The organism is Adlercreutzia agrestimuris, assembly GCF_943193125.1.
Lineage (GTDB): Bacteria > Actinomycetota > Coriobacteriia > Coriobacteriales > Eggerthellaceae > Xiamenia > Xiamenia agrestimuris.
Genome location: NZ_CALPCX010000004.1, coordinates 42,504 through 69,064, shown reverse-complemented (window position 1 = coordinate 69,064; position 26,561 = coordinate 42,504). Strand labels below are relative to the sequence as shown.

At 49.2% G+C, this 26,561-nt stretch carries 16 protein-coding genes; 9 read left to right on the top strand and 7 right to left on the bottom strand.

What is annotated here, in order from left to right; all coding sequences use genetic code 11:
• Nucleotides 1-167: 167 nt before the first annotated feature.
• The gene (locus tag NFR28_RS07155; protein WP_251179144.1) at nucleotides 168-2,498 is read left to right on the top strand and encodes an ATP-binding response regulator; all 2,331 of its coding nucleotides are present in this window, start codon (nucleotides 168-170) and stop codon (nucleotides 2,496-2,498) included.
• A gap of 79 nt (nucleotides 2,499-2,577) precedes the next feature.
• On the opposite strand, the gene NFR28_RS07150 is transcribed toward NFR28_RS07155, so the two are convergent.
• A complete protein-coding gene (locus tag NFR28_RS07150; protein ID WP_251179143.1) occupies nucleotides 2,578-3,435 on the bottom strand; it encodes a TIGR02452 family protein in 858 nt (285 codons plus the stop codon).
• Between the two features lie 160 nt (nucleotides 3,436-3,595).
• On the opposite strand from NFR28_RS07150, the gene NFR28_RS07145 reads away from it, so the two are divergent.
• A complete protein-coding gene (locus tag NFR28_RS07145) occupies nucleotides 3,596-4,609 on the top strand; it encodes a P1 family peptidase (protein ID WP_251179142.1) in 1,014 nt (337 codons plus the stop codon).
• A gap of 115 nt (nucleotides 4,610-4,724) precedes the next feature.
• Here NFR28_RS07145 and NFR28_RS07140 read toward each other — a convergent pair whose 3' ends face one another.
• Both NFR28_RS07140 and groL read right to left on the bottom strand, forming a co-directional pair.
• Nucleotides 4,725-9,200, bottom strand: a complete 4,476-nt coding sequence (locus tag NFR28_RS07140; protein ID WP_251179141.1) for an isopeptide-forming domain-containing fimbrial protein — start codon at nucleotides 9,198-9,200, stop codon at nucleotides 4,725-4,727.
• A 288-nt stretch (nucleotides 9,201-9,488) separates the two neighbouring features.
• Entirely contained in the window at nucleotides 9,489-11,117 is a 1,629-nt protein-coding gene (gene groL, locus NFR28_RS07135) for a chaperonin GroEL (RefSeq protein ID WP_251179140.1), read from the bottom strand.
• Between the two features lie 186 nt (nucleotides 11,118-11,303).
• Here groL and NFR28_RS07130 point away from each other — a divergent pair, with 186 nt between their 5' ends.
• From NFR28_RS07130 to NFR28_RS07110, 5 genes are all read left to right on the top strand, one after another.
• Nucleotides 11,304-12,314 (top strand): L-lactate dehydrogenase, encoded by a 1,011-nt coding sequence (locus NFR28_RS07130; protein ID WP_251179139.1) that lies wholly within the window; start codon nucleotides 11,304-11,306, stop codon nucleotides 12,312-12,314.
• A gap of 131 nt (nucleotides 12,315-12,445) precedes the next feature.
• Nucleotides 12,446-13,105 carry a cytochrome c3 family protein gene (locus NFR28_RS07125; protein WP_251179138.1) on the top strand — a complete coding sequence of 220 codons (660 nt, stop codon included), beginning with the start codon at nucleotides 12,446-12,448 and terminating at the stop codon, nucleotides 13,103-13,105.
• Entirely contained in the window at nucleotides 13,095-14,822 is a 1,728-nt protein-coding gene (locus NFR28_RS07120) for an FAD-dependent oxidoreductase (protein WP_251179137.1), read from the top strand. The genes NFR28_RS07125 and NFR28_RS07120 overlap by 11 nt, the downstream gene beginning before the upstream one ends.
• 187 nt (nucleotides 14,823-15,009) lie before the next feature.
• Nucleotides 15,010-16,455, top strand: a complete 1,446-nt coding sequence (locus tag NFR28_RS07115; protein ID WP_251179136.1) for a helix-turn-helix transcriptional regulator — start codon at nucleotides 15,010-15,012, stop codon at nucleotides 16,453-16,455.
• Between the two features lie 5 nt (nucleotides 16,456-16,460).
• Nucleotides 16,461-18,251: an ABC transporter ATP-binding protein gene (locus NFR28_RS07110; protein WP_251179135.1), complete on the top strand. Its 1,791-nt coding sequence runs from the start codon at nucleotides 16,461-16,463 to the stop codon at nucleotides 18,249-18,251.
• 9 nt (nucleotides 18,252-18,260) lie between these two features.
• Here NFR28_RS07110 and NFR28_RS07105 read toward each other — a convergent pair whose 3' ends face one another.
• On the bottom strand, nucleotides 18,261-18,557 hold the full coding sequence (locus tag NFR28_RS07105) for a thiamine-binding protein (protein ID WP_251179134.1): 297 nt from the start codon (nucleotides 18,555-18,557) through the stop codon (nucleotides 18,261-18,263).
• A gap of 12 nt (nucleotides 18,558-18,569) precedes the next feature.
• A complete protein-coding gene (gene thiM, locus NFR28_RS07100) occupies nucleotides 18,570-19,508 on the bottom strand; it encodes a hydroxyethylthiazole kinase (RefSeq protein ID WP_251179133.1) in 939 nt (312 codons plus the stop codon).
• Nucleotides 19,509-19,702: 194 nt separating this feature from the next.
• Here thiM and NFR28_RS07095 point away from each other — a divergent pair, with 194 nt between their 5' ends.
• Nucleotides 19,703-21,841, top strand: a complete 2,139-nt coding sequence (locus NFR28_RS07095) for a HelD family protein (protein WP_251179132.1) — start codon at nucleotides 19,703-19,705, stop codon at nucleotides 21,839-21,841.
• Here the strand turns inward: NFR28_RS07095 and NFR28_RS07090 are convergent.
• Both NFR28_RS07090 and NFR28_RS07085 read right to left on the bottom strand, forming a co-directional pair.
• Complete coding sequence (locus NFR28_RS07090) at nucleotides 21,838-24,450, bottom strand: DEAD/DEAH box helicase (RefSeq protein ID WP_251179131.1); 2,613 nt, start codon at nucleotides 24,448-24,450, stop codon at nucleotides 21,838-21,840. The two genes, NFR28_RS07095 and NFR28_RS07090, sit on opposite strands and share 4 nt — an antisense overlap.
• 1 nt (nucleotide 24,451) lies before the next feature.
• Nucleotides 24,452-24,820: a histidine triad nucleotide-binding protein gene (locus NFR28_RS07085; RefSeq protein WP_251179130.1), complete on the bottom strand. Its 369-nt coding sequence runs from the start codon at nucleotides 24,818-24,820 to the stop codon at nucleotides 24,452-24,454.
• Nucleotides 24,821-25,076: 256 nt separating this feature from the next.
• Between NFR28_RS07085 and NFR28_RS07080 the strand changes: the two genes are divergently transcribed.
• Complete coding sequence (locus NFR28_RS07080; protein ID WP_251179129.1) at nucleotides 25,077-26,516, top strand: helicase HerA-like domain-containing protein; 1,440 nt, start codon at nucleotides 25,077-25,079, stop codon at nucleotides 26,514-26,516.
• Nucleotides 26,517-26,561: the final 45 nt, after the last annotated feature.

Genomic DNA, 26,561 nt, shown 5'->3' with positions numbered 1-26,561 from the left:
TCTCCACTGTGCAAAAGTGCTTATCATGAACGCGCATTTTATTACTGGTTGACTGACTGTTACGCAATGGGTATGTATCAATATACCCCCATAAACTATCAGTAAAAAAATGACGCAATCCCAGGTAGACCTGTTATATTAATAGGATGCGCTTAAGGGGGCTTTTTGTGGACGAAATCATTGAATCATGCAACATACTCTTTGGTAAGTCACCGCAACCGTTTGGAATATTTCAAGTACTTCGTGATAATGAAAACCAGCCATACGAAATTGAATATACCTATGTCAACCAAGCCATGGCTGACATGTCAAACGAATCAATTGAAAGCGTTATTGGGAGACATATTTATTCCTACTGGAGCGACAGCGATCCTACATGGCTTGAACACTTTAATCAAGCTGCATGGCACAATGAAGCAAACGAGTTTGAATCAGTAAGTCCTATTCTTGAAGAATTCTTACATGTTATAGTTTTTCCCATTACTCCGGGGTACTGCGGCGTCCTTCTGCAAGATGTCACCGTATGGATCAAAGACGCCACCCGCTCTATGATGACCGCTTCAATGGGTCTGTTTTTCTACGAGAGCCGCACGCAGTGTGTCATGCTCACCCCAGCAGCACGCAGCATATGCAACTCAAATGAGACTTATGTGTCCTTTGAAGCTTTCACTCAAACGCTTTACGATCAAGCAAGTTTTAAGCGATTGCTGCAAGACTTCTCTGCATTTCAAAAAACCGGCAATCTTATCTTTGAAGGATTCACAAAAGCAGGGCGATGGATGCGCATCTTGCTTGTCCACACGGGAGACACCAACAAGTTTTCCTATGGCTTTGTCGAAGATATCACCCGCGCAAAAGCTGCAGAGGAAGCAAGTATTTATCGCCTTGATATTATTGATTCGCTCTCACGCGAGAACTTCGCGCTGTATGTAGTAGATGTTGAAAACGACACGATTGTGCCGTTTCGTCTGAAAGACCAAAGCGCTGATCCCCTTGCAGAAATTGACTTGCGCAACATGAGCTATACCGAAGCTATGGACGTCTACCTTGAAACGCATGATCTGCCAGAGGATAAACAACACATAGCTCGCGAAGTCTCTCTTGACACCATTAAAGAACGATTGAGTCAGGGCGTTGGAGATTACTCTATCAGCTTTCGTCGTGCATTTGACACCAGCGAACGCTTCATAGAACTGCGTTTTATTCCCTTGAATTCTTACCCGAATAAAATTGTACTTGCAGCACGTGATACGAGCCAGGAAATGGCTGAGCAGCTGCGTCAAAAAGAGGCGCTTCAGTCTGCGCTTACGCTTGCCCAGCATGCAAGCGAAGCAAAGTCCACTTTCTTAACTAACATGTCCCACGACTTCCGCACGCCTATGAATTCAATTTCAGGTTTTGCAAGTTTAGCTCTCAGTAATATCAACGATACGCAGCGCGTCCAAGATTGTCTTCAGAAGATCATTATGTCTTCAAATCATCTGCTTGACCTCGTGAACGACATTTTAGATGTCAGCCGTGTTGAAAGTGGAAAAATGCCGCTCAAAGAAGAGCCTGTTGATCTTGCTGATTTTTCGCGCGGACTCTATCGCATGTTCTCAAGCGAAGCGCAAGTTCGCCATATTGCCTTTTCGTTTGCTCCTCCCAACGTAGAGCATGAGCACGTTTTTGCTGATAAACTACGTTTTAATCAAGTCATGATCAACATTATCGGCAATGCACTCAAATTCACTCCCGACGGTGGAGCCGTTGATGTAAGCATCAAAGAACTTGACAGTGCTCCTGCTGGCTATGGACTCTATACCGCTACTGTCACCGACAACGGATTCGGCATGTCGCATGACTTTTTAGAAGCGCTTTTCTTGCCCTTTGAACGAGAGCAGCGAGCGCGCGCAGAAGGCATATCGTCATCAGGAACAGGTCTTGGTATGACCATCACCAAAAACCTTGTTGAGCTTATGGGCGGAAGCATTGATGTTGAAAGTGAACCAGACAAAGGTACCAGTATTACCATTACCGTGCCCTTCCGCCTGCAAACTCAGAATGAAAATAATGTTGCTGCGCATTCTGAAGACGAATTTGGTCTCACAGAAACACCGCGTGACTTTACAGGCACACGCGCTTTAGTGGTAGACGACGATGAGCTCTCCCGCGAGATCATGTCATCTATTCTGGGCGAATACGGCTTTGTCACCGAAGAAGTAACCGATGGTGATGAGGCGGTTGCTGCTTTTGAAGCATCTGCTCCTTATCACTTTGATGTCATCATGATGGATATGCGTATGCCTCGCATGGACGGAGATGTTGCCACCAGAACAATTCGACATCTAGAGCGACCCGACGCTCAAACAATTCCAATCATAGCCGCATCAGCAGATGCCTTTGAAGAAAGTAGGCGGCGCGCAACAGATGCAGGGATGACTGCACATACCACCAAACCGCTCAACATCCAGCAACTTCTTGGACTATTAGACAACTACATCCCCAAACAACACTAAAGAGCTTGCTGCGAGGGCGTGCTTTGTTTTCAAAACCGCCGCTTACAACAAGCTCCTTAGCAGGTATGAAGCAATATATTTATTCAAACGAAGTAAAGGTGATCCCTTCAGGCAGATCGTCCGCCGACCAAGCTTCCTCTTCCTCAGCATCGGGTTGAGAAACCTGTTGTACCACTTCTTCTTTTGGCTGACCAAAGCGCGTGTCAAACGCTTCAAATGCAGCGCGAGGAACCGAAAAGATTACGCGCCCAAGAGCGTTAGGGTGCTCATTAAGCCAGTTTGCAAAAAGCTCAGCCACTTGCTCGGCTGCATATCCATTGCGCCCGCAACCAAAAGCACCGCAAATGAGCGTGTCGCACTCGTTAACCGCAGCAAGCGTCAGCAATGTGGCAATTCTGTCAGCAAGTGCCCAGTCGCACTCACGCTCTGAGCGATGATTCTCCAATGCACGTGCGCGCATAGGTTCGGCCACAGCCAAAATGTCAGCCTTGCGAATTGCTCCGCTTCGCGAAAAAACAACATCGGGCAACAAGATGGCACGGCTTGAGAATAAACCACCACTTTGCGCCTTCTTGTTGGCGTCATGGTAGGCACCCTTAACACCACATAAAACCTGGTAGAGATTACTCTCCATACAAAGTGTTGCCTCGGGTCCCGCTCCCCCTTCAACATAATTGCCACCGGGTCGGGTAAAGGACGTCGGATCAACAATGATGGTATGGCCTTCACCAAAACGATACAGTGCCTCAGGGGCAAAAGCAGAAGTCACCTGAGTTTTGGTCTGTTCTTCACGTGCAGGAATGTCTTGTTTGGCTGCAAATCCGTCTTCATAAATAACCGCAGCATCAACGGTTGCCTGAGTGTCAGTACCAAACGCACCCTTCATCAGGGCGTTATGTTTTGCTGCCAGTTCTTTTCGCTCTTCTCTGTCGGCCATAATTCCTCCTGAAGTTCTCTGGTTAACGCCTTAAAGACGCGCTCAATCTTCTTATGCATACTATACAAAACCGCTTGGCGCTTTCACTTGCGGGCACGTGAAATCCGTGCAAAAATGCCATCGTATAAGGCTATATTGCACATTAAGGTAAGGATTGTCCATGATTACACCTGCTCCTCTTTCTGCCCTTCGCGGTTTTGGCGTTGGACATTCAGAAGTTGCTGGCGCACTCACTGGTTGTACGGTCATTGTTACCCCTCATGGGGCAACATGTGGTGTAGACGTACGCGGAGGCGCTCCCGCTACCCGTGAAACCGATTTGCTCAAGCCAGAAAACATGGTGCAGCAAATTCATGCTCTTACACTTTCAGGCGGAAGCGCTTATGGCCTTGCAAGCGCCGATGGCGCAATGCGCGCCCTTGCTGACGCAGGATATGGCTTTGAGCTTGCTGGCTCGCTTGTTCCCATTGTGCCTGCGGCATGCATTTTTGACCTTCCCCTTTGCGCCGGACAAACACCCTCAACCCAAACCGGCTATGACGCTTGTACTAAAGCGTTGGCATCATTTGAAAATGCAACTGATCTTGATGCGCTTGCGCAGGGAAACGTTGGAGCTGGACTGGGTGCTACTGTCGGAAAATTTGCCGAACCTTTTCGTGCCATGAAATCAGGGTTTGGTTATTCATGCTTCCGCTTTGGTGATCTCATATGTGCAGCGCTGGTGGTTGTGAATGCTTTGGGAAACATTCGCAACGAACAAGGAGCATGGATTGCTGGCGTGCGCAACGATGAGGGCGAAGTTATCAACCCTCTTGAGACCTTTCTTGCAAGTCAAGCACAACTTGCTGCAGCTCCTCAGGCACCCACAAGCAACACAACACTTGGTGTCGTGCTCACTAACGCAAGCTTAACCAAAGCTCAAGCCACCAAAGTTGCCTCGCAAACACACGATGCATATGCTCGTGCTATTGAGCCTGTGCACACCCTCAACGATGGAGATATCATCTTTGCATTGAGTCTAAACGAAGTGTCAGCAACACCTGATGCCGTAAGCGCACTTTCCAATGTGGCTCTGTTCCACGCAATCAATAACGCTGTCATTCATGCACACGAAGTTTTTGGTATTCCTGCCGCACAAGACCTCCCTTGTCCGCCTCATAATCCGTTTGTATAAACGCTTTACTGCAAAAGCCTCCCGTAGTAAGTACTTGAGATGCCAATAACAAAGCCCGGCACACGTGCCGGGCTTTGCATTAGGTCGCTATAAGATGAAACTTGCTCTGGCTTTTTTATGCACTCATACGACGACGCACAATGCCTAAAGCAATAAGCGCAGTTACGCCGAGCACACAAACTCCACCAGCCACACCAGCAACGCCATCACCTGTTGCTGCCAGCTTAGCTAACGCCTTCAAGTCGCGTGCTTCGCCTTCATCCTGAGCATTACCACTCACACCTGCATTACCTGCGTCACCAGTCACCGGTAGCTGCGTTCCGTTCTCATCTTCTTCAGGAACAGGGATGCTTACACTATCAGAAACATCAACATCCATAACACCCTCAGGACCTTCGCCCACAACACTCACTGAGTTCACAATTGGCTCATCGGTGTCGGGCTTAGAAAGCGTACAGGTGTAGATAATCTGGTACGTGTCCCCGCCGAAAACATCCTCGAGCGGAACCGAAAGTGTGCGTGTTGCTTCATCATAAACACCCTCAAGTGTTTCGGTAGAACCATCGGGTTTGAGAAGCGTAATAGTCTTTGAATCAATAGTCAGACCCTGGGGCAATACGTCAGTTACCACGACATTTTTCCAATGCGTGTAGGGCATATTGTTATTGAGCGTCAGCGTGTAAACAAGCTCATCCCCAATATAGAAGCCTTCCTCATGCGTTTGGTTTGACACCGTCTTTGAAACTGTCGGATCCGGTGTTGCATATTTAACCCAACCGGTAGGCCAAACGCGATTACTCGTTGTCTCGTCAACCTCTTTGTTTTCGGGCGTCTTGCCTGTTGCGGTCAACGAGTTGCCAATATCGTGGTACTGCGGAGTTTTTTCGTCTGCTGCAGACTCATTAATAGTTGCCTTATAAGTAATCACTGCATCTTTACCACCCGGAATATTCCCAAGCGGGATAGTGAGTGTGCCTGTCCTTGGATCATACACTTCATCAGGATCAAGCGGTAAAACCGTTCCGTCAGGCAGACGAACTTCAAGAGAATCAGGATCAAGCGTAAGACCTCCGGGAATCACATTAGTAATAACCACTTCGTCCCACGATGTTCCCTCAGGTGGATTAGATGCCGTAATGGTATATTCCAGCGTATCGCCAATTTGTGCATCTTCTGAGTCAGGGCGCGTGGTATTAGTTACTTCAATCTTGAGTTCAGGTGACGGATCACCAGGAATAATGTCTCCCTCTGGCTTATTAGAGCCCGGCATAGCTGGAATCTCAGTTCCATCAGGATTTGTGCCTTCGCCCTCACCTTTTATGGTTATGTCGTCCGTAGGTTCTTCAAGAGCTTTCGGGTTAACAACAGTGTCAAAGATAAGCTCGTATTTGTCTTTACCATCAATATCCCCTACAGGCACGCGGATAGTACCCGTCTTAGGATCATATACCTCAGATGGATCCAACTTCGTTTCATTTCCATCAGGATCACGCAAGATAATCGAATCAGGATCAAGTGTCACGCCTTCAGGAATAGTACCCGTGATAACTACATCTTTCCAAAGGCTGTCTTCATCACCGATATTCTCAGCAGTCATCGTTGTGCGAATGGTGTCGCCCACCTGAATAGTTTCACTCTCAGGATCGGTAATTCGCTCTGTTTCAACACTAAACGAAGGCGTGGGATTCTTCTTCCAAACCGCGTAATAGGTCACATCATCATCCCACAGCTGAGCATCAGGATCATAAGTAGCTTTGTCACCCTGAGGATCAGTGCTCCACCCCATAAATGAATAGCCATCACGAACCGGATTAGTAGCTGGGGTAGTCACCTTATCCAACGCATGATAGGTGTCATCTTGCACCGCATCGGTGCTTCCATCAAGGGTGCCACCGTTGGGATCAAAAGTAACACTTCGCTTATCTAGCTCCCATTGTGCATATACCACCATGTCTTTTTTGATGGCAGATGTGTTGTCGAAAGAGTCACCTGTACCTTCAGCAAGCGTGTTCCAGTTCGTAAAGGTATACCCCGGAGTTTCTGGATTACTCGTCTTTGAGCTTGCGTGGCCAGGATAATAGCGAACATCCACAGTATCCCCTGGCACATAGGCGCCTGGATCATAATAATAGGTGTCGTCATCTTCTGCCTGAGGCGCCGCTTGGGTTTCAATTTTCTTTGCTGGCTGCTCAAGCGATGCAGTATTTTTCTTATAGGTTACTGAGAAAGTTTCGGTAACTGAGAGGTACTTCACGCTCTCCAAGAACGCACCGCCAGCCTCACCGCTCGGACGCCACTGATATACCATCCTATACAAGCCCAAGTCGTCATAGCGAGCATCACGGTCATACAGCATGAGCGACTTCAGGTCATCGGTCATATCCAGGCGAACCCATTCGTCGTCTACCTGCTTGTCAATAAACACATCCACGTATCCGCCAACCGTCGGTAATGGTACGCGCTCAAATGACAGACCGCCAGCCGCTTCTTCGGTGGGGAAAGCTTCAGTGGTCAGCGCACCACCAGCCAGCGCGAAGACATCACCCATGCTGAACTTGACGCCATCGCGATGGTCATAGCGCATAAGTCCTTGGTATTTTGCCGGATCAAGCGGGCGCGCACCCTTCGGTGCTACATAAGCCGTATGATCAATGCCAGCTGCTGTTGCAACCGAAAGCGTGGTTGTTGGTACAAGGCGCAAACGACGCGTACCGACAACGTAGTGAGACTTATCAGCTGGATCCGGATAGTACTTTACTTTGACGGTCGTCCAGCCTACACCAGGTGCCAAGCTGGCAACTGCATAAGTTTCAGGCTTGAGCGTGATAACCGGCACGCCCTCCAAAATTTCAGATTTAATATCGTCTGCTTCCCAAGAGACGTCATATTGATCGTCTTCCACCATGGCATTGTTGGTAAAGGGGAACAAATATTTAATGGAACGAACGGTATCCATCTCCTTGATGATATTTTCATCCGAGATTTCATAGTCTCCGTTTGACGGATACAGCATAGCGGTACAAACCGACGCAAGCGAATATGCCTTAACCAAGTCCCGATCGTCAGGGTGGAAAGTAGTTGGATTTGCAAACACGCGCAACTGCGGATAAACACCCTCTTTAGCCAACCAAACATCTTCGGTAAAGCCGGGCATATTTGACAAAGCATCTGCACCAGTCATGTCTTTGGTGACACGACCTGCAACTGTCACACCACTCTCTCCCGCAGAAACGAGTGAATTATTACCTGTTCCATGATCACGCATAGAAGATGTTTGCATGTCGTAATAACACGCACCAGCATTAAGCGATCCAGTTGTACCCACAAAACCGGCTACAGAAGGCTCGTTGCCTGCAGTAGTCAAGGCTCCAACTTCACCTGCTGAATAGCAATTGAGCATGGTGAGATCATAGTCGGCAACGCCACCAAAACCACCCATGTTACTTGCGGTATTCTGCATGCCAACCATCGTCGTAGAGTAGCAATTCGTATACTTTGAGGCATATGCAGTAATGCCATTGCCACTTTCTGCATCGCCTATAAAACCACCCACAATAGATGATCCTTCTACAACGCCAGAGGCATAACAGTTCTTAAAGCCATTGTTGTAATGGTTAACTCCTGAAAATACTGATGTTTGCGTATTGCCATACATTGAGATGTTACAGAAGCTGTTTTCCACGTAGTCATATCCAGGACAGGAAACAAAGCCTCCCGAGTGTCCTTGCGTAGAAACAGTTGCACCATCAACGGCAAAACTGTTGGTAACCTTCGCTCCCCACAAAGGACCTGAGAAGTTACCAATACAAGAGCCACCATAGGTATACACGCGCGCAGTGTGACATTGATCAATGCGAACACCCACAGTTGACTCTTTCAGCTCTCCCGTTGCATCAACTGCCGCATGAGCTCTATTGTCCCAGCCATTACACAGCGCACCAACAAAGTTGCCACCCTGCACCAATGAATCCTCTACTGAAACATGCTGCAAGAGACCTTCGGTGATATAAGAAACAGCTACTGAATAGTTATAGTTGTTGGCAGTTGCAATGATTTGAGCATAGCGGAACATGACATCTTTCATCACGAACTGAGGATTATTGGCATAACTAATAAAACCAACGCCAGCTGCATTCGGACTGCCACCAGCGCCTGTCATATACAAGTTATAAATAGTGTGATTTTGACCATCAATGACCGTTTCTGCGGAACCAGTAATTGCCATGCCAGGCCACGGCTTGCCGCTCAGGTCAATATCATCTACAAAGCGCATGCTCTTATGATTGGCATCGGTTTGCGTTGCAACCCAATACAACTCTTCAGGGTAAGCAATTTGCCACGGATCTTCGGCCGTGCCAGTTCCCTTGGCAGGTTGGGTAGAAGAAGACCCGTCCCATTGGTGAAGTCCTGTTGTTTTATCAAGCGCAGCAAATTCAGCTTTACACGCGTCCCATGTGCGAGCAAGATACTGCGGCCATGTTTCAGCGTGAGCTTTTTCTGCTGGCGATATCACCACCGAACCGAATGCGAGCGTTATCGCGAAAAATACCAATAAAAGCTTTTTCGCCCACGTTGCTTGTTTCTGTTCCATATACGCCCCCGTCATAAGTCATAGTGCTTGCCATGTTCATCACACTAATCGTTTTATTTAACCGTTCCGTTATTTGTTTGTCAACATTTCGTAACCTTAAAGGGGGCAATTCCTGCCGTCTCCGTACCCGTTCTTATCAGGCAATTTGATGATAAAGCCGCACAAGCATTACCATCTAAGCTCTCGCGTTATGGCTCTTCCATCAACCTTTAAACTGACACAAAAAAGCAGACCCGGCATGAGTCGGATCTGCTTATATCGCAACGTGAGATTTTGAAGCGTTGAGATTTAGTCTTCGTCTTGTCCGTATACAGGAGCTTTTGGCGCAGGCGGCTCAGGGCGAACTGTATCAACTACTGAAGCGTTGGTAATAAGCACCTGGCAAGCCACTGATGCAGCTGCATCTAACGCAGTACGCGTTACCTTAGTGGGGTCTGCCACGCCCATGGCAATCATGTCGCCAAATTCGCCATTAGCGCAATTCAAACCATGGCCAAGCGGCAAATTGCGAACTTTCTCAACGATAACTGAAGGCTCATAACCACAGTTTTCTGCAAGAGTGCGAATGGGAGTTTGCAGTGCCTTGCGAACAATTTCAACACCAGCACGCTCGTCTTCATTCTCACAAACCACATCATCAAGCGCCGATTCCGCCTGCAGCAACGCAGTACCGCCACCAGCTACCAAACCTTCAGAAGCCGCTGAACGCGTGGCCATCAAAGCGTCTTGAATACGACTACGCATCTCATTCATCTCAGACTTGGTAGGAGCGCCAACCTCCATAACGCCAATGCCACCTTGCAACATTGAGAGGCGCTCGCGCAAAACGTCATGATCCATACCAGGAGCCGTTACCTCAATCTCTGCGCGCAGCTGAGAACACACGACATCAATATCTTCCTTTTTACCTTTGCCGCCAACAACAACAGTGCTTCCCTTGGTGATCATGGCGCTATCGGCGCGACCAAGCATATCTTTAGTCAAATCAGTAAGTTTCAAACCGCGCGTCTCGCTGATAAATTGTCCGCCTGTCAGCAAAGCCAAATCTTCGCTCAGTACCAAACGGCGGTCTCCGAATGCCGGAGCCTGCACGCAAACGCTATTCAAGGTGCCCTTTTGCTTGTTCATCAGCAATGAGTGCAAAGATTCTCCACGAACATCTTCGCAGCAGATGAGCAAAGGATGTCCTGTTGCCATAACCTCTTCAAGAACCGGAACGATATCGCGGAAATTGTCAGCCAAGCGATAGTCAGTAATAAGAATGTATGGCTCAACCAACTCGGCGGTCATAGTGCCCATATTGTCGGCAAATTCAGGGTTGATAAAGCCATGATCAAAGCGCATGCCCTTTTGAACTTCAACATTGATGCCGAAATTGTTTGACTTCTCAACCGAAATTACTCCGTCTTTGCCAATTTTGGCCAAGAGCTCACCGAGCTTTGCGCCAATCTCAGGGTCACCAGAAGAGATGGTTGCAATCTCTGCAATCTGCTCTTCGCTGGTTACCTCAACTGCACGCGAAGCAACCAATTCCATAACCGCATTCGTGGCCTTTTTGATGCCGCGACGAACTGCAATAGGATCAGCTCCCGCAATAACTTCACGCACGCCTTCGCTAATCATGGCTTCAGCCAAAAGGGTAGCGGTGGTAGTACCATCACCAGCACCGAGGTTTGTACCCATAGCGGCTTCGCGAACAATCTTCATACCCATATTTTCAATCTGGTCTTCAAGATCAACGTTTGCTGCCACCATAGCTCCGTCATTGGTCAGAGTTGGCGTCCATGCGCCAAACTTCTGCATGGCAACATAGCGACCCTTCGGTCCAAGCGTTACCTTAACCGCATCTGCAAGCTTAGCCGCACCAATGGCAAGCTTCTTTCGCGTATCGTTATCAAATGCAATATTTTTAGACATTATCGAGCATCCTTTCGCATGCATCAGCTGTAAAGCATGTAGCCACTAGGCTAGCACTCTTTGACCGAGAGTGCTAGATCTTATCTAATTAACCATCACGTTACCACTTAATAATCTGGCGCAAAGCAGCACTTTTGTATCTTTATACTTCGCTTTAAAACGCCATTCAAAATCTGAGGAGTAATTATGGCTCAAACAACCTCTCCCACCCCCACCCCTGCACCAAAGCTTGCTCTTCCGCACCCTGTCAATGACAGAAAAGTGGCTATTATTGGATGCGGTTTTGTGGGCTCAGCAACAGGGTTTGCCCTTATGCAGTCGGGATTGTTTTCTGAAATAGTACTCATAGATGTTGATCACGAACGCGCAGAAGGCGAAGCCCTTGATATCTCGCACGGCACAGCATTTGCCAGCCCCTGCGAAATATATGCAGGCACCTATGACGACATTGCTGACGCAGCCATTATTATTATCACGGCGGGCGCCAACCAAAAACCTGGTGAAACACGCATTGATCTTGTCAATAAAAACGTTCAGATCTTCAAAGGCATTTTGAGCGAAATCCGCAGTCGCTCTTGCGCAGGGGTACTTTTGGTAGTTGCAAACCCTGTTGATATTCTCACGCATGTGTGCGTTGAACTTTCGGGGTTGCCCGAACATCGCGTTATTGGTTCAGGCACCGTACTTGATACAGGACGGCTCAAGCATATTATCGGAGAGCGTCTTGACGTTGACCCACGCAACGTCCATGCACGTATTCTCGGAGAGCATGGAGATAGTGAGCTCATTGCGTGGTCGAGTGCACATGTAGCTGGTATCCCACTTGAAGACTTCTACAATATGCGCGCCAATGGTTCTTATGAAGAATTCCGTAAAGAGATATCAGATATCGTGCGCAATGCGGCATATGAAATCATTCGCAAAAAGCATGCTACCTATTACGGCATTGCCATGGCAGTCACACGGATCTGCGGCGCAATTGTTCGCGACGAAAAATCCGTGCTCTCAATTTCAAATACCATGCATGGAGAATACGGCATCAAAGACGTAGCTCTTTCAACCCCGTGCATTGTTGGCAAGTCGGGCATTGAAGTTCGCATGCCTCCATCACTTAACTATCGCGAACAATGTGAACTAAAGGAATCGGCACGCGCCTTACAAGAAGTTATCGCAAGCCTTGATTTAAGCATCGAATAGCTTCTCTTGTATATTCGCCTCTGATCTGCAATTTTGCAAAAATGCCCCCAGCAGGGTAATAGTCGGATACCTCTTTTCGCTCCACAATGAGCTCGCTGAAACACCTCAGTAGCATATTGAAAGGAGCGGGTATGACAAACACAGAGCATCAAAGTAGTTTTGCTGATACGCAAAACTCCACGACAGCAACCGAAGCGTCAGCAACGCCACAAAACGCAGAGCCTAAGCGCCCTCGCAAGCGCGGTTGGATTGTCGCTGGCGTCATTGTGGCAGTCATTGTTGTAGCAGGAGCAGGCTTTTGGGTATGGCATGAGCAACCAAGCTTTTGTAACTCCGTCTGCCACAGTCCGATGGACTACTACGTAGAAACCTATACCGCAGACGATCCCCACCTAGGCATCACGGCACACGCCAACAATGATATTGCTTGCCTCAATTGCCATGAAGCAGAGCTCACAACTCAAATCTCAGAAGTAATGGCATGGGTCTCAGACAGCTACCCAATGACTGATGACGGCACTATGCTTGCAACAGGCAAAGAATTTGCCAACGAAGAGTTTTGTGCACGCAGCGAATGTCATCACGCTGCCGGCACCACCTTCGACGAAATCACCAACAACCTCTGGGGCTTTTCTGACAACGACCCCAAATACAACCCCCACGCAAGTCATCAAGATCTCGCGCTTGAGTGCGGCGATTGCCACGGAATTCACGAAGCCAACGTGTTGGTTTGTAACGAATGCCATAGCTTAAACATGCCCGAAGGATGGGAGGCACCCAATGAGCAATAAAGGTTTTTCACGCAGAAGCTTTTTGCAGGGCGCTGGCCTTGCAGCCCTTGCCGGTCTGTCTGCTTCTGGTCTTTCCGCATGCGGCCAAGGTTATGCAGCACCAGCTCCAACCAACGAACGCCGCGGAGACTTCGGTGTCCCTTCCTGGCTTGGCGAGCCTCCTGAGATTCTTGAATCAGACATTACCGAAACCCTTGATACCGAAGTTTTGGTAGTTGGTATTGGTACCGGTGGTCTTCCGACGATCATCTCAGCGGCAGAGAATGGCGCACACGTTTTAGCAATTGATCGTCAAGATACTGCACATAACCTTCGCGAAGACATTGGCGCAATTGATTCACGTTTGCAACAAGCTTCTTTTGAAGAATTCCCGCAATTTAAGATTGAGAAAAAAGAAGCCATTGAAGACATCGTGCGCTACGCAAACGGCTTCGTTGATTATGACTTGGTTAAGCTGTGGGCAAATGAATCTGGCGCTATGATTGACTGGATCACCGACATCATCGAACGTGACGGCAAATTGGTAATGGAGTTTGAAGGCTCTGTTGGAACCGAAGGTGCAGGCGCACGCGATAAGGCATGGGCAACGGGCCACAGCCCCCAAAAGACCGATTTGGTAGGAAAAGACGAAGAGTGGGGTTTCAAAAAATCTCTGCTTGCCTACATTGCTGAATTGGATGCAGAGATCCGTTGGCATACCGAGTTTATCAAGTGCGAGCAAAATGAAAGCGGTCGCGTCACTGGTGTTATTGCACGCGCTGTTGATGGAGATCGTCACTACATTCGCATCAACGCATCAAAAGGCGTCATCCTCTCAACAGGTGGCTACGGCAACAACCTTGAAATGATGGAAGATCGCCAAGCATGGAATCAAAAGATCCGCATTGCTGCTCCCGGTTCTGGCGGCAATCCTACCGGAGACGGCATCAAAGCCGCTCTGTGGCTGGGTGCCACCATGGATCCCCTGGGCGCGGCTTGTACCTTCAATCGTGCCTGCGTCAAACCTGATCAGACTGCAGGTGATGGCGTGCTTGGCCGCTGGTTCTGGTTCGGCGAGCAACCCTTCATGAAGCTCAATCTCAAAGGTGAGCGTTTCTGCAACGAATCAGGCCCTTATGATTACATGCTGCACTCTGCTATCATGCAGCCCCATCAAACTTACGTTGATATCTGGGATGCCAATCATGCAGAGCAAGCACGCATTATGAACGAAGTGGGCTGCTGTCGCCTCTATCCCTTCGACAACGGCGCTAAAAACAACATCCCCATGGTGGCTGTTGACGGCATGATTGAAAAGCTTATTGAAGATGGATATGTGCAGCAAGCAGATACCATGGAAGAACTTGCTGAAAAACTCAACCTCCCTGTTGAGACAACGGTTGCTTCCTGGAAGCACTACAACGAAATGGCAGAGGCAGGCGAAGACACCGACTACTTCAAAGAAGCGTATCGTCTGATGCCCCTCAATACTCCGCCCTACTACGGCGTGCGCACGGGTGCTTGGTTCTTGGCAACCCTTGACGGTGTCACCATTGACACCAACATGCATCCTTGCGACGTGAATGGCGATCCTATTGAGGGCCTCTATCTGACTGGCAACGATTCAGGCGGCTTCTTCTCTGTCAGCTACCCCAATCTCCTTACTGGCTTAGCATGCGGTCGCACCATGACCTTTGGCCGCCGCGCCGGCATGCTTGCCGCCACCGGTCAGGCGTAAGCACGCCACATACAAGCTTAAGTTCGCCTTTTAGCTTTACTCCTTTCTCCAACCCTCGCCCCGGTTTTTAAACCGGGGCTTTTTTCTAAAGAGACAACAAGCGCGCACAAAATACCAGGTACAATATCTCTCATCACCGTGTTATCTAATTCAACAAAGCACTCATCTTTTGTATTCAAGGCGGCATATGACATCTTCGCTTCGCACACATATTGAACACGCTGAAATTGCACTTGTCATTCGCTGCGCATGTGCACTTGCTTTGCTTTTAGCAACCACAACGCTCATGAATGCTTCGGTGTTTCCGCTTTTTGACGATATATACACCTTTACGCGAGATATTTCAGTTACCTGTGCGGCAGTTGCCCTGCTTGCGCTTGGATTTATTGCCTACCGCTTCCCTCGCATACTTACCCCACACGCGTTTGTGGGAGCTACCTTTGTCTGTATAGGAGCAGGCGCCATCGTTTTGACCTGTGGTCTTATCACTAAAATGCCCCCGTTGGTGATTGCGGGTGCTTGCTTATTTTCTCTTGGACGAGCAGGTGCAACTGTTTTTGCTGGGCTTTCACTTTCAAAACTTTCCATACAAGGTGCAACGGTTGCCATCTGCGCTGCATTCATTGGTCAATATGTCTGCGGAGAAGCGCTTATTGGTCTTCCCCTTGCAATTCCCTATCTTGGCTATTGCATCTACCCAATCATCGCAACCGCACTCAGCTTGCGTCTCGGTTTACCCCTCATATCACTTGCACATACATCTGATGCCCCATCAGATCTTGCTGTTATTCGCCCCTATTCTTTCCTTGCACCTTTTTCGGCACTGTTCATCTGCCTCTTTCTCTTCCAACTTGCCTTTGGGTTTTCACTTCGCTTTGGCGAAGAGGCTGGTGTCCCGCAATACAGCTTTTTGACTATTGTTCCCCCCGTTCTCGTAGCAGGATATGTGATTATCAGCAAAAAGCGCTATCCCGCTGATATGCTTGTGAGAATCTCTGCGCTCTTTGTAATAGGCGGCTTTCTTTTGGCTGCCGGCAACATCCTTTCGCATACCACATGGGCTGCATCGCTCCTTTCTGCTGGCAACGTGCTCTTTTCTATGACAGCATGGATGGCGCTCGTGGCTATTGCTGCACGAAATCCCGTTGGCGCAACTACCGTTATTACATGGGGGCGTGGTGTTTCTGCTTTTGGCACACTCGTTGGCGCAGCTGCTGGTGTTGCCGCCAATGATGCTATTGCCGCACAAAGCTCGCTTCTTTTTATCATTGCAGGTGCACTCCTCATGGCCTTTGCCGCCTATGTCATCATCGGGCTGAGTTCATTCACCTTTTCTGGAATCATTGAGGGTGTTCAGCCTGTTATTGAGTCCGTTGAAATTCGCACCCCTACCGAAATTTTTGATGAGCGCTGTGCGGCTATAGCTCATACGTACAACCTCACACCACGCGAAAAAGAAGTGTTTGCCATGCTTGCGCGAGGTAGGAATCGCGAATATATAGAAGAAGAACTAGTGGTTTCTCGCAACACCGTAAAAGCGCACGTCAAGCACATATACGCAAAGCTCAATATTCACTCACACCAACAACTGATTGACCTCATTGAGGGCGATTCGCCTCATGCGCTACAATAGCGCCCATGAAAACGAAAACTTCTACCTCAACCACACTGCGAACCCTGCATTATTTTTGGCAGGCAACGAAAAAACACTTTGGTCTTTGGATTGCGCTCATTTTGTCCACGATTGGTTTTTGTGGGTTGCTCTCTTATGGCAACCCCTATGTTATGAGCCTCATCGTTGACCGTATTAGCGCCGAGCCAGTAGCTGCCGACCAGGTGTTTTCGGTCTTTGGTCCCTACATTGTTGCGCTTATCTTGATTAACTTATGCGGTCAAGCTTGCTCAAAACTGCAAGACTACACGTCTTGGAAGCTTCAGATTAAGGTGAACTACGACTTAGCCACCATGGCTTTTGACGCACTTTCTAACCAATCCATGACTTTTCATTCCAACCGTTTTGGTGGCACGCTCGTCAGCCAGACAGCGAAGTTTATGAGCGCATACACGCTGCTTATGAACACCATAACCTTCCCGTTTTTACCCGTGCTCTGTTCTGTTGTATTTACCTGCGCTCTCCTTATCCCTGTTGTGCCCTTATATGCAGCAGTACTGATGGCTCTTTTGGCAATCTATGCAACCATTTCTTATGTCATGTACAAACGCATTTTGCACCTCAACGAAAAGGCAGCTGGCGCGCAAAATCAACTCTCAGGCGAACTGTCTGATGCGGTTACCAATATTCTTGCCGTTAAGACATACGGTCGCGAAGATTATGAGCGTGCACTGTTCGACACTGCCAATCGCGAAGTAGTTGCCCGCGATTCTCAGCGTATGCGCTCTTCTCTTGCGCGCGGGGTCATTACTGCAAGCATAACCGTTGTCATCATGAGCGTAGTCACCGTCTTCATTGCAGGCGGTAATGCCTGGTTCAACATCTCTCCAGGCACCGTCATCATCATGTTCACCTACACCTATACGGTCACCAACCAGTTCAACTTCATCAATACAGGCTTACAGCGCCTCAACCAAGCATTTGGCGACGCATCTGGCATGACACAGGTGCTTGATGAGCCTCGCTTGGTAGCAGACAAACCTGACGCACAACCGCTCGTTGTTGAGCTTGGCGACATTGATTTTGATCATATTGGCTTTAACTACACCGACGGCGGCGCAATCACAGAGGTCTTCGATGACTTCAATTTACATATCCCTGCAGGACAGCGCGTTGGTTTAGTGGGAATAAGCGGGTCGGGCAAGACAACACTTACCAAGCTTTTATTGCGCTTGGCTGACATCCAAGAAGGCAAAATTTACGTTGATGGTCAAAATATTGCTGATATCACGCAGCAAAGCCTTCGCCAACAAATTGCCTATGTGCCGCAAGAGGCGCTGCTCTTTCACCGCTCCATCGCAGAAAATATTGCCTACGGTAAACCCGATGCAACATTAAACGAAATCAAAGAGGCGGCGCGTCTTGCAAATGCGCTTGAGTTTATAGAGAAGCTCCCGCAAGGTTTTGATACCGTAACAGGAGAACGCGGCATCAAGCTTTCTGGCGGTCAGCGACAACGCATAGCTATCGCGCGCGCCATTTTAGCCGACGCACCCATATTGGTGCTTGACGAGGCAACAAGCGCCTTGGACTCTGAGAGCGAAGCGCTGGTACAAGAAGCGCTCGGCAACCTCATGCAAGGTCGCACTTCTTTGGTGGTGGCACATCGGCTTTCCACCGTGGCAAGCCTTGATAGAATTGTCGTGCTCTCAGAAGGCAAGATTGTCGAAGACGGAACTCACGCAGAACTCGTCGCCAAAAATGGCGACTATGCACATCTTTGGAACCGTCAAACAGGCGCATATGAAGACGAGTAGAGAAGCGTCTTAAGCTAGGCGCTCCTCTACTTTTGCCACCTTGCTCTCCATAGTATTGGTATACCCTGGGCGAATATCTGCTTTAAGAACAACTTCAGTGCGAATGCCCCGCTCAGCCAAGACAAAGGTAGCGTCCTTGACCACCTGCATAACATCATCCCATTCGCCCTCAATCTCGGTGAACATGGATGTTGTCTTATGAGGCAAACCCGAAGCGCGAATCACGCGCACAACTTCAGAAACCTCATCAGCAAGCTCATCCCCTATACCAAAAGGAGCAATTGCAACCGCTACTAACGTATTCATTAAAAGACCGCCTTAGCGCTCAAGTGTGTCAACTGAAGAGATGCGCTCGGCAATCTCGGCCGAGTCAAGCGTATAAAGGGCATCCAAAAAGGCCGCTTTAAAGGTACCTGGTCCGCTTGAGCGTGTAGCAGCCCTCGTACCAGCTTTTTTGTATGAGCAAGATGCCGCCACTGCTGCAACAAACGGATCAGCCACTCCGGCAAAGACCGCCGCAACGCCACCCAACGAACAACCAAACCCGGTGACTTTGCTCATCAGGGCACTGCCGCCAAACACGCGCACGATATGCGTAGCGTCGCACACGGCGTCTTGCTTGCCCGAAACCATTACCGCTCCACCGGTGAACTGCGCAAGTTCACATGCCGCCACTAAGGCGTCATCTACCTGATCAGTAGAATCAACACCACGCACGAGGCCGCGCTTTGAATGCTCAAGAGCGCCCGTTGTCATAGGAACCGCCCAAAGTGAAGCAAGTGCAATAATCTCTGAAGCGTTACCGCGAATGATAGTTGGTTTACACGCCGCTAACTCCAACAAGATGCGTCCGCGCATACCACCAATGCCAATACCTACAGGGTCAAGTACCCAAGGCGTGTTCGTCTCATGCGCAATACGTGCAGCCGCAGGAATGGCTTCTTCGTGAAGCGGTAGTAATGTGCCCATGTTGATATAAAGCGCATTGCCCACTTCAGCAAGCGCCTGACCCTCTTCGCCCAGATACACCATGGCAGCAGAGCCACCAATTGCAAGCTGCGCATTTGCCACAAAATCCATTGTTACCGCGTTCGTAATAGAACCAACAAGCGGGTTTTCCTTGCGAACAGCTACAAGCGCTTGAGCTACCGCGGTCGCAAGTTCCGGATCAGGCAGATGCTCTTCTGCCTGCTTTTCGGCTTCGGCCTGAGCTTGCAATAGTGCGTGCGCTTTCGCTACATCTTCCTCAAATGACATATTGGCTCCTCATACAATCACGGGGACAACGCAAACAATAAGTAAGTGATCAGTATACCAACGTGATGTTTTAGGGCAGATGGTTTGATGGCAAGCGGTAAACGTGTAAGATACTTGGAACAATTTATCGACCGGCCACAAGCCTTCATTCTGCATCCGAAGAAATAACGCTCATGACATATAGGTGAAAGCATATGACGAACAACACAAGCACGCCCTCACAAACAACTGATCCTGTTTTTGTTGCTGAACAGCAACATCTGAGCGACATCTACGCAAAACTCACTGAGCTTTCGCAAATAACAGCGCGCAAGCTTGAGACAAGTGCGCGTTTGGCAGCGCAAGATAAAGAGGCCATGGCGCAAGAGCTTACCGCAAACTTCGACACTGCTGACGATATCTTGGAAACGTTGGCTGACTTTGAGGCAGTTAATCGCATCATTGCGGGCTATAACCTCTCTCAGACGGTTGAGGCCGAAAAGCTTGCAGCGCTTGAAGTGCTGCTTCGCCAGCCGTACTTCGCCAAAATTGACGTTCAGTTCAAGCCTGATGCGCCCGCAAAATCACTCTACTTAGGGACGGCAGGCGTTTCTGATGAGAACTACAAACGTCTTGTGGTTGACTGGAGAAGCCCTGTTGCTGAGGTGTACTACAATCAGGAAATGGGTCCTACGTCCTATGTTGCTGAAGGACGCACGATTGACGTTGATCTGCTCTTGCGCCGTCAGTTTGACATCACCAAAGACATCCTACATGCCTATTTTGACACCAATGTTGCCATTGAAGATTCACTGCTGCTTGCCTCGCTTTCACATCAGCGCTCCGCCCACATGCGTGACATCACCGCCACTATTCAACGAGAGCAAAATAGCGTCATCCGTCATGCTGATGTAGCAGCGCTGCTTGTTTCTGGCATTGCTGGAAGCGGTAAAACATCCGTGCTGCTCCAGCGAATTGCCTATTTGTTCTATCAAGAGCGCCAAACCCTTGATCCTTCACAGGTGTTTCTCATTACCCCTAACGAGGTATTTGCACACTACATTGATTCGGTTTTGCCAGATTTAGGTGAACGCAATCCCGAGATGGTGACCTGGGACGTCTTCGCTCAATCACTCTTACCAAAGGGTCGTGGCATAGGAGATATTTCCACGCCATTAGAGCGCTTCGCAGAGATTGACTCCGCACTTTCGTCTTTTGAGTTTGACGTGCATGATTTTCGCGATATTACCCTTCACGGTGTGCGCCTTATTAGCGCAGACTCTATACGCAAGCTTTCTGAAAAATATCATCGGGCGCCCGCAGGCCCTCATCGTGTGACACTCATACGCGAAGAACTTGTGCATCGTCTGGAGGGTCGTCTCAAAACCATGGCAACCTCCGAGTCGGCGCAACTTGAAGCAGCGTCCTTAGAGGTTAACGAACAACTTGCGCTCTTTAATGAAACGTATGACCCCCAGACTGAAGACGAAGCACGTGCGCTTACGCTTACCTACCTCAACCACAAGTTTGCCGAGGCTTTTACTCAAGTTGAAAATGACGAATGGCTTCGCATTGATCGTATAGGCATGCGGCTTTTGCGCACTGACGGGCTCACCTCTGTTGAATGGCTTTACGTCAAAATGGCAGTTACAGGACTTTGCAATGCTGAGGCGCGCTATGTCATGGTTGACGAAGTACAAGATTACTCGGTGGCACAACTAACCGTTTTGGCAAAGTACTTTCGACGTGCACACTTTTTGCTGCTGGGAGACCCTAATCAGGCCATTTCAGAGATATCCTCAAGCTATGATGAGATCGCAGATGTTTTCAAACGAGCGTGTGGCGAAGTTTCGCGCGCAGACCTCATGACCAGCTACCGCTCAACCCCCGCCATTACAGAGCTCTTTGCCCAACTTGCACGCCACGACGACCAACTCAAAATATCTTCCATCCAGCGTCAAGAACAAATACCTGAGATTATCAGTTGCCCCGATGAAGAAAGCTGGAAAGAAGCTCTTTGTGACGCGGTAGAGGCTGCACAACAAAAAGATGGGCTCTGTGCCATCATTGTGCCTTTTAAGCATGCAGCCAAACGCATACAAGCAGCGCTTGGCACCAATGCCCCTGAGCTGCTATCCGAACGCGGTTCTCTCCCTGAATCAGGTGTTGTTCTGCTTACGCTTAAACTTGCGAAAGGTTTAGAGTTTGACCGCGTCATCATTCCGGATGCTTCAGAGCGCCTCTACCCCAATGATGACATCACGCGCCGCAGGCTCTACACTACCATTTCGCGCGCAACGCGCGAGCTGACCATCTTAAGTGCTGGCAAACTTACCCCACTCTTAGATGATTAAATCTCTTCGATAAAACCTGCACGATAGTGGCGAAATACCGCTTCACCCCGATCTTGCGATGCATCTAAGTCCACATCGGCTGCAATGCTAAAGTCATGATCTTCGTCGCTGTCGTGAATAATCTGGCGAACATGCCATACATGATCGCGTACTTCGTCAGACTCATCAACAATAAAATAGGCAGCACTCCGCGCGTCGGCGTCAAGTGATACATCTTCATGCGCATCGTAAAAAGCATCCAGCGCCTCAGTCCATGCACGCACGCCGAAATCCCACTCGGCATCCAACTCGCCTAGCTCTTCTGGCTTGTCTTGCGCAATTAAGCGCACGCGCGTAAAGAGGGCATTGCGAACCAAAAGCGTTAAAGCACGACGGTCTTTCACCACCGCCAACTCCGCTTCAAAGCCACCAACCTCTTGCTCAGGCGACATACCCAGTCCTGCCCACTCGTCAACCAAGCTTGAATCAGTTGTGCGAATAACAAGCCGCAGCCACTCAATAATGTCCCAGAGCTGATCAGTGCGCTTTTCAAGCGGTATGGTCTTGTCTAACACGCGATAGATATCAGACAGATAGCGCAAAAAAGTGCCCTCCGAACGAGCAATACCATACTTGTTGATATAGGTCTTAAAGTCAGCTGCACACTCAAGCATATCGCGCAACACACTCTTCGGTTCCAGCTCATAATCACGCGCCCATGGCACCGCTTCGCAATAGTGAGCAAATGCTGCATTGAGCAAGTCTTCAAGCGGACGCGGATAAGTCACTTCCTCCAGACGCTCAATACGCTCCTCATAGGGCACGCCATCAGCCTTCATTGCCGCCATAGCTGCATCTTTTGCCTGACGCTCTTGAGCACGCAACACCTGCCGCGGATTCTCAAGCGTGGCCTCCGCTGCAGAAATCACATCGTAGGCATAGGTTTCATCTTCGGGATCAAACAACTCAAGTGCCGCCAGCAAAAATGGCGAAAGCGGCTGATCAAGCGCAAAGTCTTCCGGAAGCTCTACGGTAAGCGCATAGCTTGCTTTACCCGCTTCGTCCTCGTCTCGTATTACCACGCCGCCATCAAGCAAGATGTCGAAGATCTCTGCAGCATGCGCACGCAAGCGCGCCTTCTGCTCATCGGTTTGCGCAGAAGCATCAATAAGGTCTAAAACGTTTTGCCACGCATCTCCTCCACGAGATACCACCGACAACACCATCGCATGCGTGATACGCGTGCGCGGCGTGAGCTTTTCTGGTTCGCTTTCAATCAATCGTTTAAATGTCTTTTCGTCCCAGGTCACAAAGCCCTCAGGTGGTCGCTTCTTGCGAATCTTGCGCACTTTTTTCGGGTCGTCACCCGCCTTCGCCAACGCTTTGGCATTTTCTATCTCGTGTTCAGGTGCAAGCGCAATAACCTTACCTTCGGTGTCAAAACCGCTTCTTCCTGCTCGTCCAGCAATTTGATGAAATTCACGTACGCGCAGGCGGCGCATCTTTGTGCCGTCAAACTTAGTCAGCTGCGTGAGTACCACCGTATGAATGGGTACATTGATGCCAACTCCCAGCGTATCCGTTCCGCAAATGACAGGCAGCAGCCCCGTTTGTGCCAGCTTTTCCACAAGAAGGCGATAGCGCGGCAGCATGCCTGCATGATGCACGCCAACGCCGGCAAGAAGCAGACGCTGCAAGATTTTGCCAAAAGCAGTAGTAAAACGAGTACCCTTGATGGCCTGCTTTATGGCTTCGCGCTGTTCTTTAGTAGCAACGCCATAGCTTGCCAAGCTCTGCGCTGACGCAAGTGCTGCATCCTGGGCAAAGTGCACAATATAAAGCGGACCTTCACCTTCGCGAAGCGCCAGCTCAACCGTCCCCTCAAGAGGAGTTAGCGAATACTCATATGACAAAGGCACTGGACGCGGAGCATCCACTACCAAATCAACGGCACGCCCCGTGCGCGCCTCAAGATCAGAGGCAATAAAAGTCATGTCGCCCAGCGTGGCGCTCATGAGCAAAAATTGCGCATGCTCAAGTGTTAAAAGCGGCACCTGCCACGCCCAACCACGGTCAGGATCACTATAGAAGTGAAACTCGTCCATGATGACGCATGTAATGTCACTATCTGGTCCTTGCCGCAAAGCATCAATAGCCAAGATCTCAGCCGTACAACAGATGATAGGAGCATCGGTGTTGATAGCGCTATCGCCGGTAATCATACCCACGTTTTCGCGACCAAGCACATCTACCATGTCAAAAAACTTTTCGCTCACCAGCGCTTTGATGGGCGCGGTGTAGTAAGCACGCTTACCTGTTGCCAGCGCCATGAAACACATACCTTGTGCAACAAGCGACTTTCCTGATCCGGTTGGCGTGCCCAAAATGACGCTATCACCCACCGCCAAATCCATAAGCGCATCTTCTTGATGCGGCCAAGGAGTAATACCGCGATCTTCCACCCATTCTAAAAAGGTTTCCAAAGCCTCAGTAGGGCTGAGTAAATCTCCCTCGCCTGTTTCTGCCCATGGAAGACGCCAGCCAAGCGATCCTGGCTCAAAAGGATCAAGTGGCGTGGCGTCTAAAACAACCTCGTCAGGTGCATTTTCGGGTGAAGCGTCATGGGTCATATTATTCGTTACCCTCAATTCGCTGAGAATTCTCAAAGGTAAAGCGACCCATCTTCGTGCCGCCTAAGATATGCACATGCAAGTGAGCAACTGTTGCCGCTGAGTCGGGGCCAGTATTGATTACAGTGCGATACCCCGATTCATCCACGCCTTTAATTTTTGCCACCTGAGGTACTACCGCCAGCAAATGACCTAATAGGTCAGCAGGCACATCATCGGCCAAATTATCAAAATGCTGCTTGGGTACAATCAGCGTGTGCACAGGTGCCTCGGGCTCAATATCATCAAAGGCATAACACAGATCATCTTCGTATACTTTTTGAGAGGGAATTTCGCCCTCAACAATTCTGCAAAACAAGCAATCACTCATATTAAAGTCCTTTCAAACTCACGTGATTTCCCGTGTTTCATCTTAACGCATTTCATAGGCGTTTCGCACAAACACAAACCAGCTGTCACACGAAAGCAAACAACCGTCATCGCTTTTGCAACACCTTGGCAAGCAATAAGCCAGCCACTTCAGCTCCAATCTCTTGGCTTCCTACAATAAAGCAGATCAAACCCGCTACTCGCTTAGTTTGAATATGCGCACAAAACGCTTCACGCTACAGAATTGAGGCCACATCATGCTTCACGACAATGCTATCTGGGTTGCTCAAGGCGAAAACCCCACCTATCTGTTGCTTAATCAAGCCAATCGCCATGGACTTATCGCTGGCGCATCGGGCACAGGTAAAACGGTTACGCTCAAGACCATTGCGCAAGGATTTTCACAAGCCGGAGTACCTGTGTTTGTGGCAGATGTCAAAGGAGATGTCAGCGGCATGGCACAAGCAGGAGACGACACCGAAAAATTACGCGAACGTCTCAATAAGCTGGGTGCTGATAGCTGGGTTCCACAAGCGTGTCCTGTGCGCATATGGGATATGCTTGGCAATGCAGGCATCTCCGTGCGCATCACGGTCTCCGATTTAGGTCCTGAGCTGCTCTCGCGCATGCTCAATTTGACTGATGTGCAGACCGGCGTGCTTGATATTGTCTTTCATGTTGCTGATGACCAGCAGCTTCTTCTTATTGACTTAAAAGACTTACGCGCGATGCTCAACTACGTTGACGAGCATGCAAAAGAGCTTCAAGGAAGTTATGGGCGTGTTTCCTCACAATCCGTTGGTGCCATTTTGCGAGCTTTGCTCTCACTTGAAGATGAAGGAGGCGAACTCTTTTTTGGCGAACCGTCACTTGATTTGCAAGACTGGTTTGCCTGTGACGAGGACGGACATGGTTTTGTTAACATCTTAAATGCCACCCAACTTATCCAGAGTCCGCAGATTTATGCCATGTTTTTGCTCTGGATGCTCTCTGAATTGTACGAAAGTTTGCCCGAAGCAGGAGATCTAGAAAAGCCGAAGTTTGTCTTCTTTTTCGACGAAGCACATCTCCTTTTTAACGACATGCCCGCCGAATTGCAAAACAAGATAATTCAAGTCGTCAAACTAATTCGCTCAAAAGGCGTAGGACTTTATTTCATTACGCAATCTCCCTCTGATATCCCTGACGAAGTGCTTGCGCAACTTTCCAATCGCGTACAACATGGACTGCGTGCCTATACACCTGCTGAGCAAAAAACCATTAAGGCTGCGGCCGCCGCATTCCGAGAAAATCCCCAGCTTGATGCGCAGGCTGCGCTTCAAGAGCTTGGCACAGGCGAAGCGCTCATTTCATTTCTCAATGAGGAAGGGCAGCCAAGTATTGTTGAGCGCGCAATGGTCATTGCTCCTCAATGCCAAATGGGGAAAGCTGATGACACCACACTTGAAGCAGTTCTGAATGAAGAAATTGATCTCAAAGACAAATACGGTCAAGCGATTGATCGCGAAAGCGCATATGAACTGCTTTTAGCGCAAGATGCTCAAGCGCAAGAAGCCGACGCATTGGCGCAAGAACGTGAAGCATTAGCAAAAGAACAAGAACGCGCAGCCAAAGCTTTGCAATCAGCAGTAGGAAAAATTGGTCGCGAAGCAGGAAAGCAACTCTTGCGCGGTCTCTTTGGAAGCCTTCGCCGCTAAAACAAACAGCACACTCTCAGCACTCATGGGTTCGTTTTCTGCAAC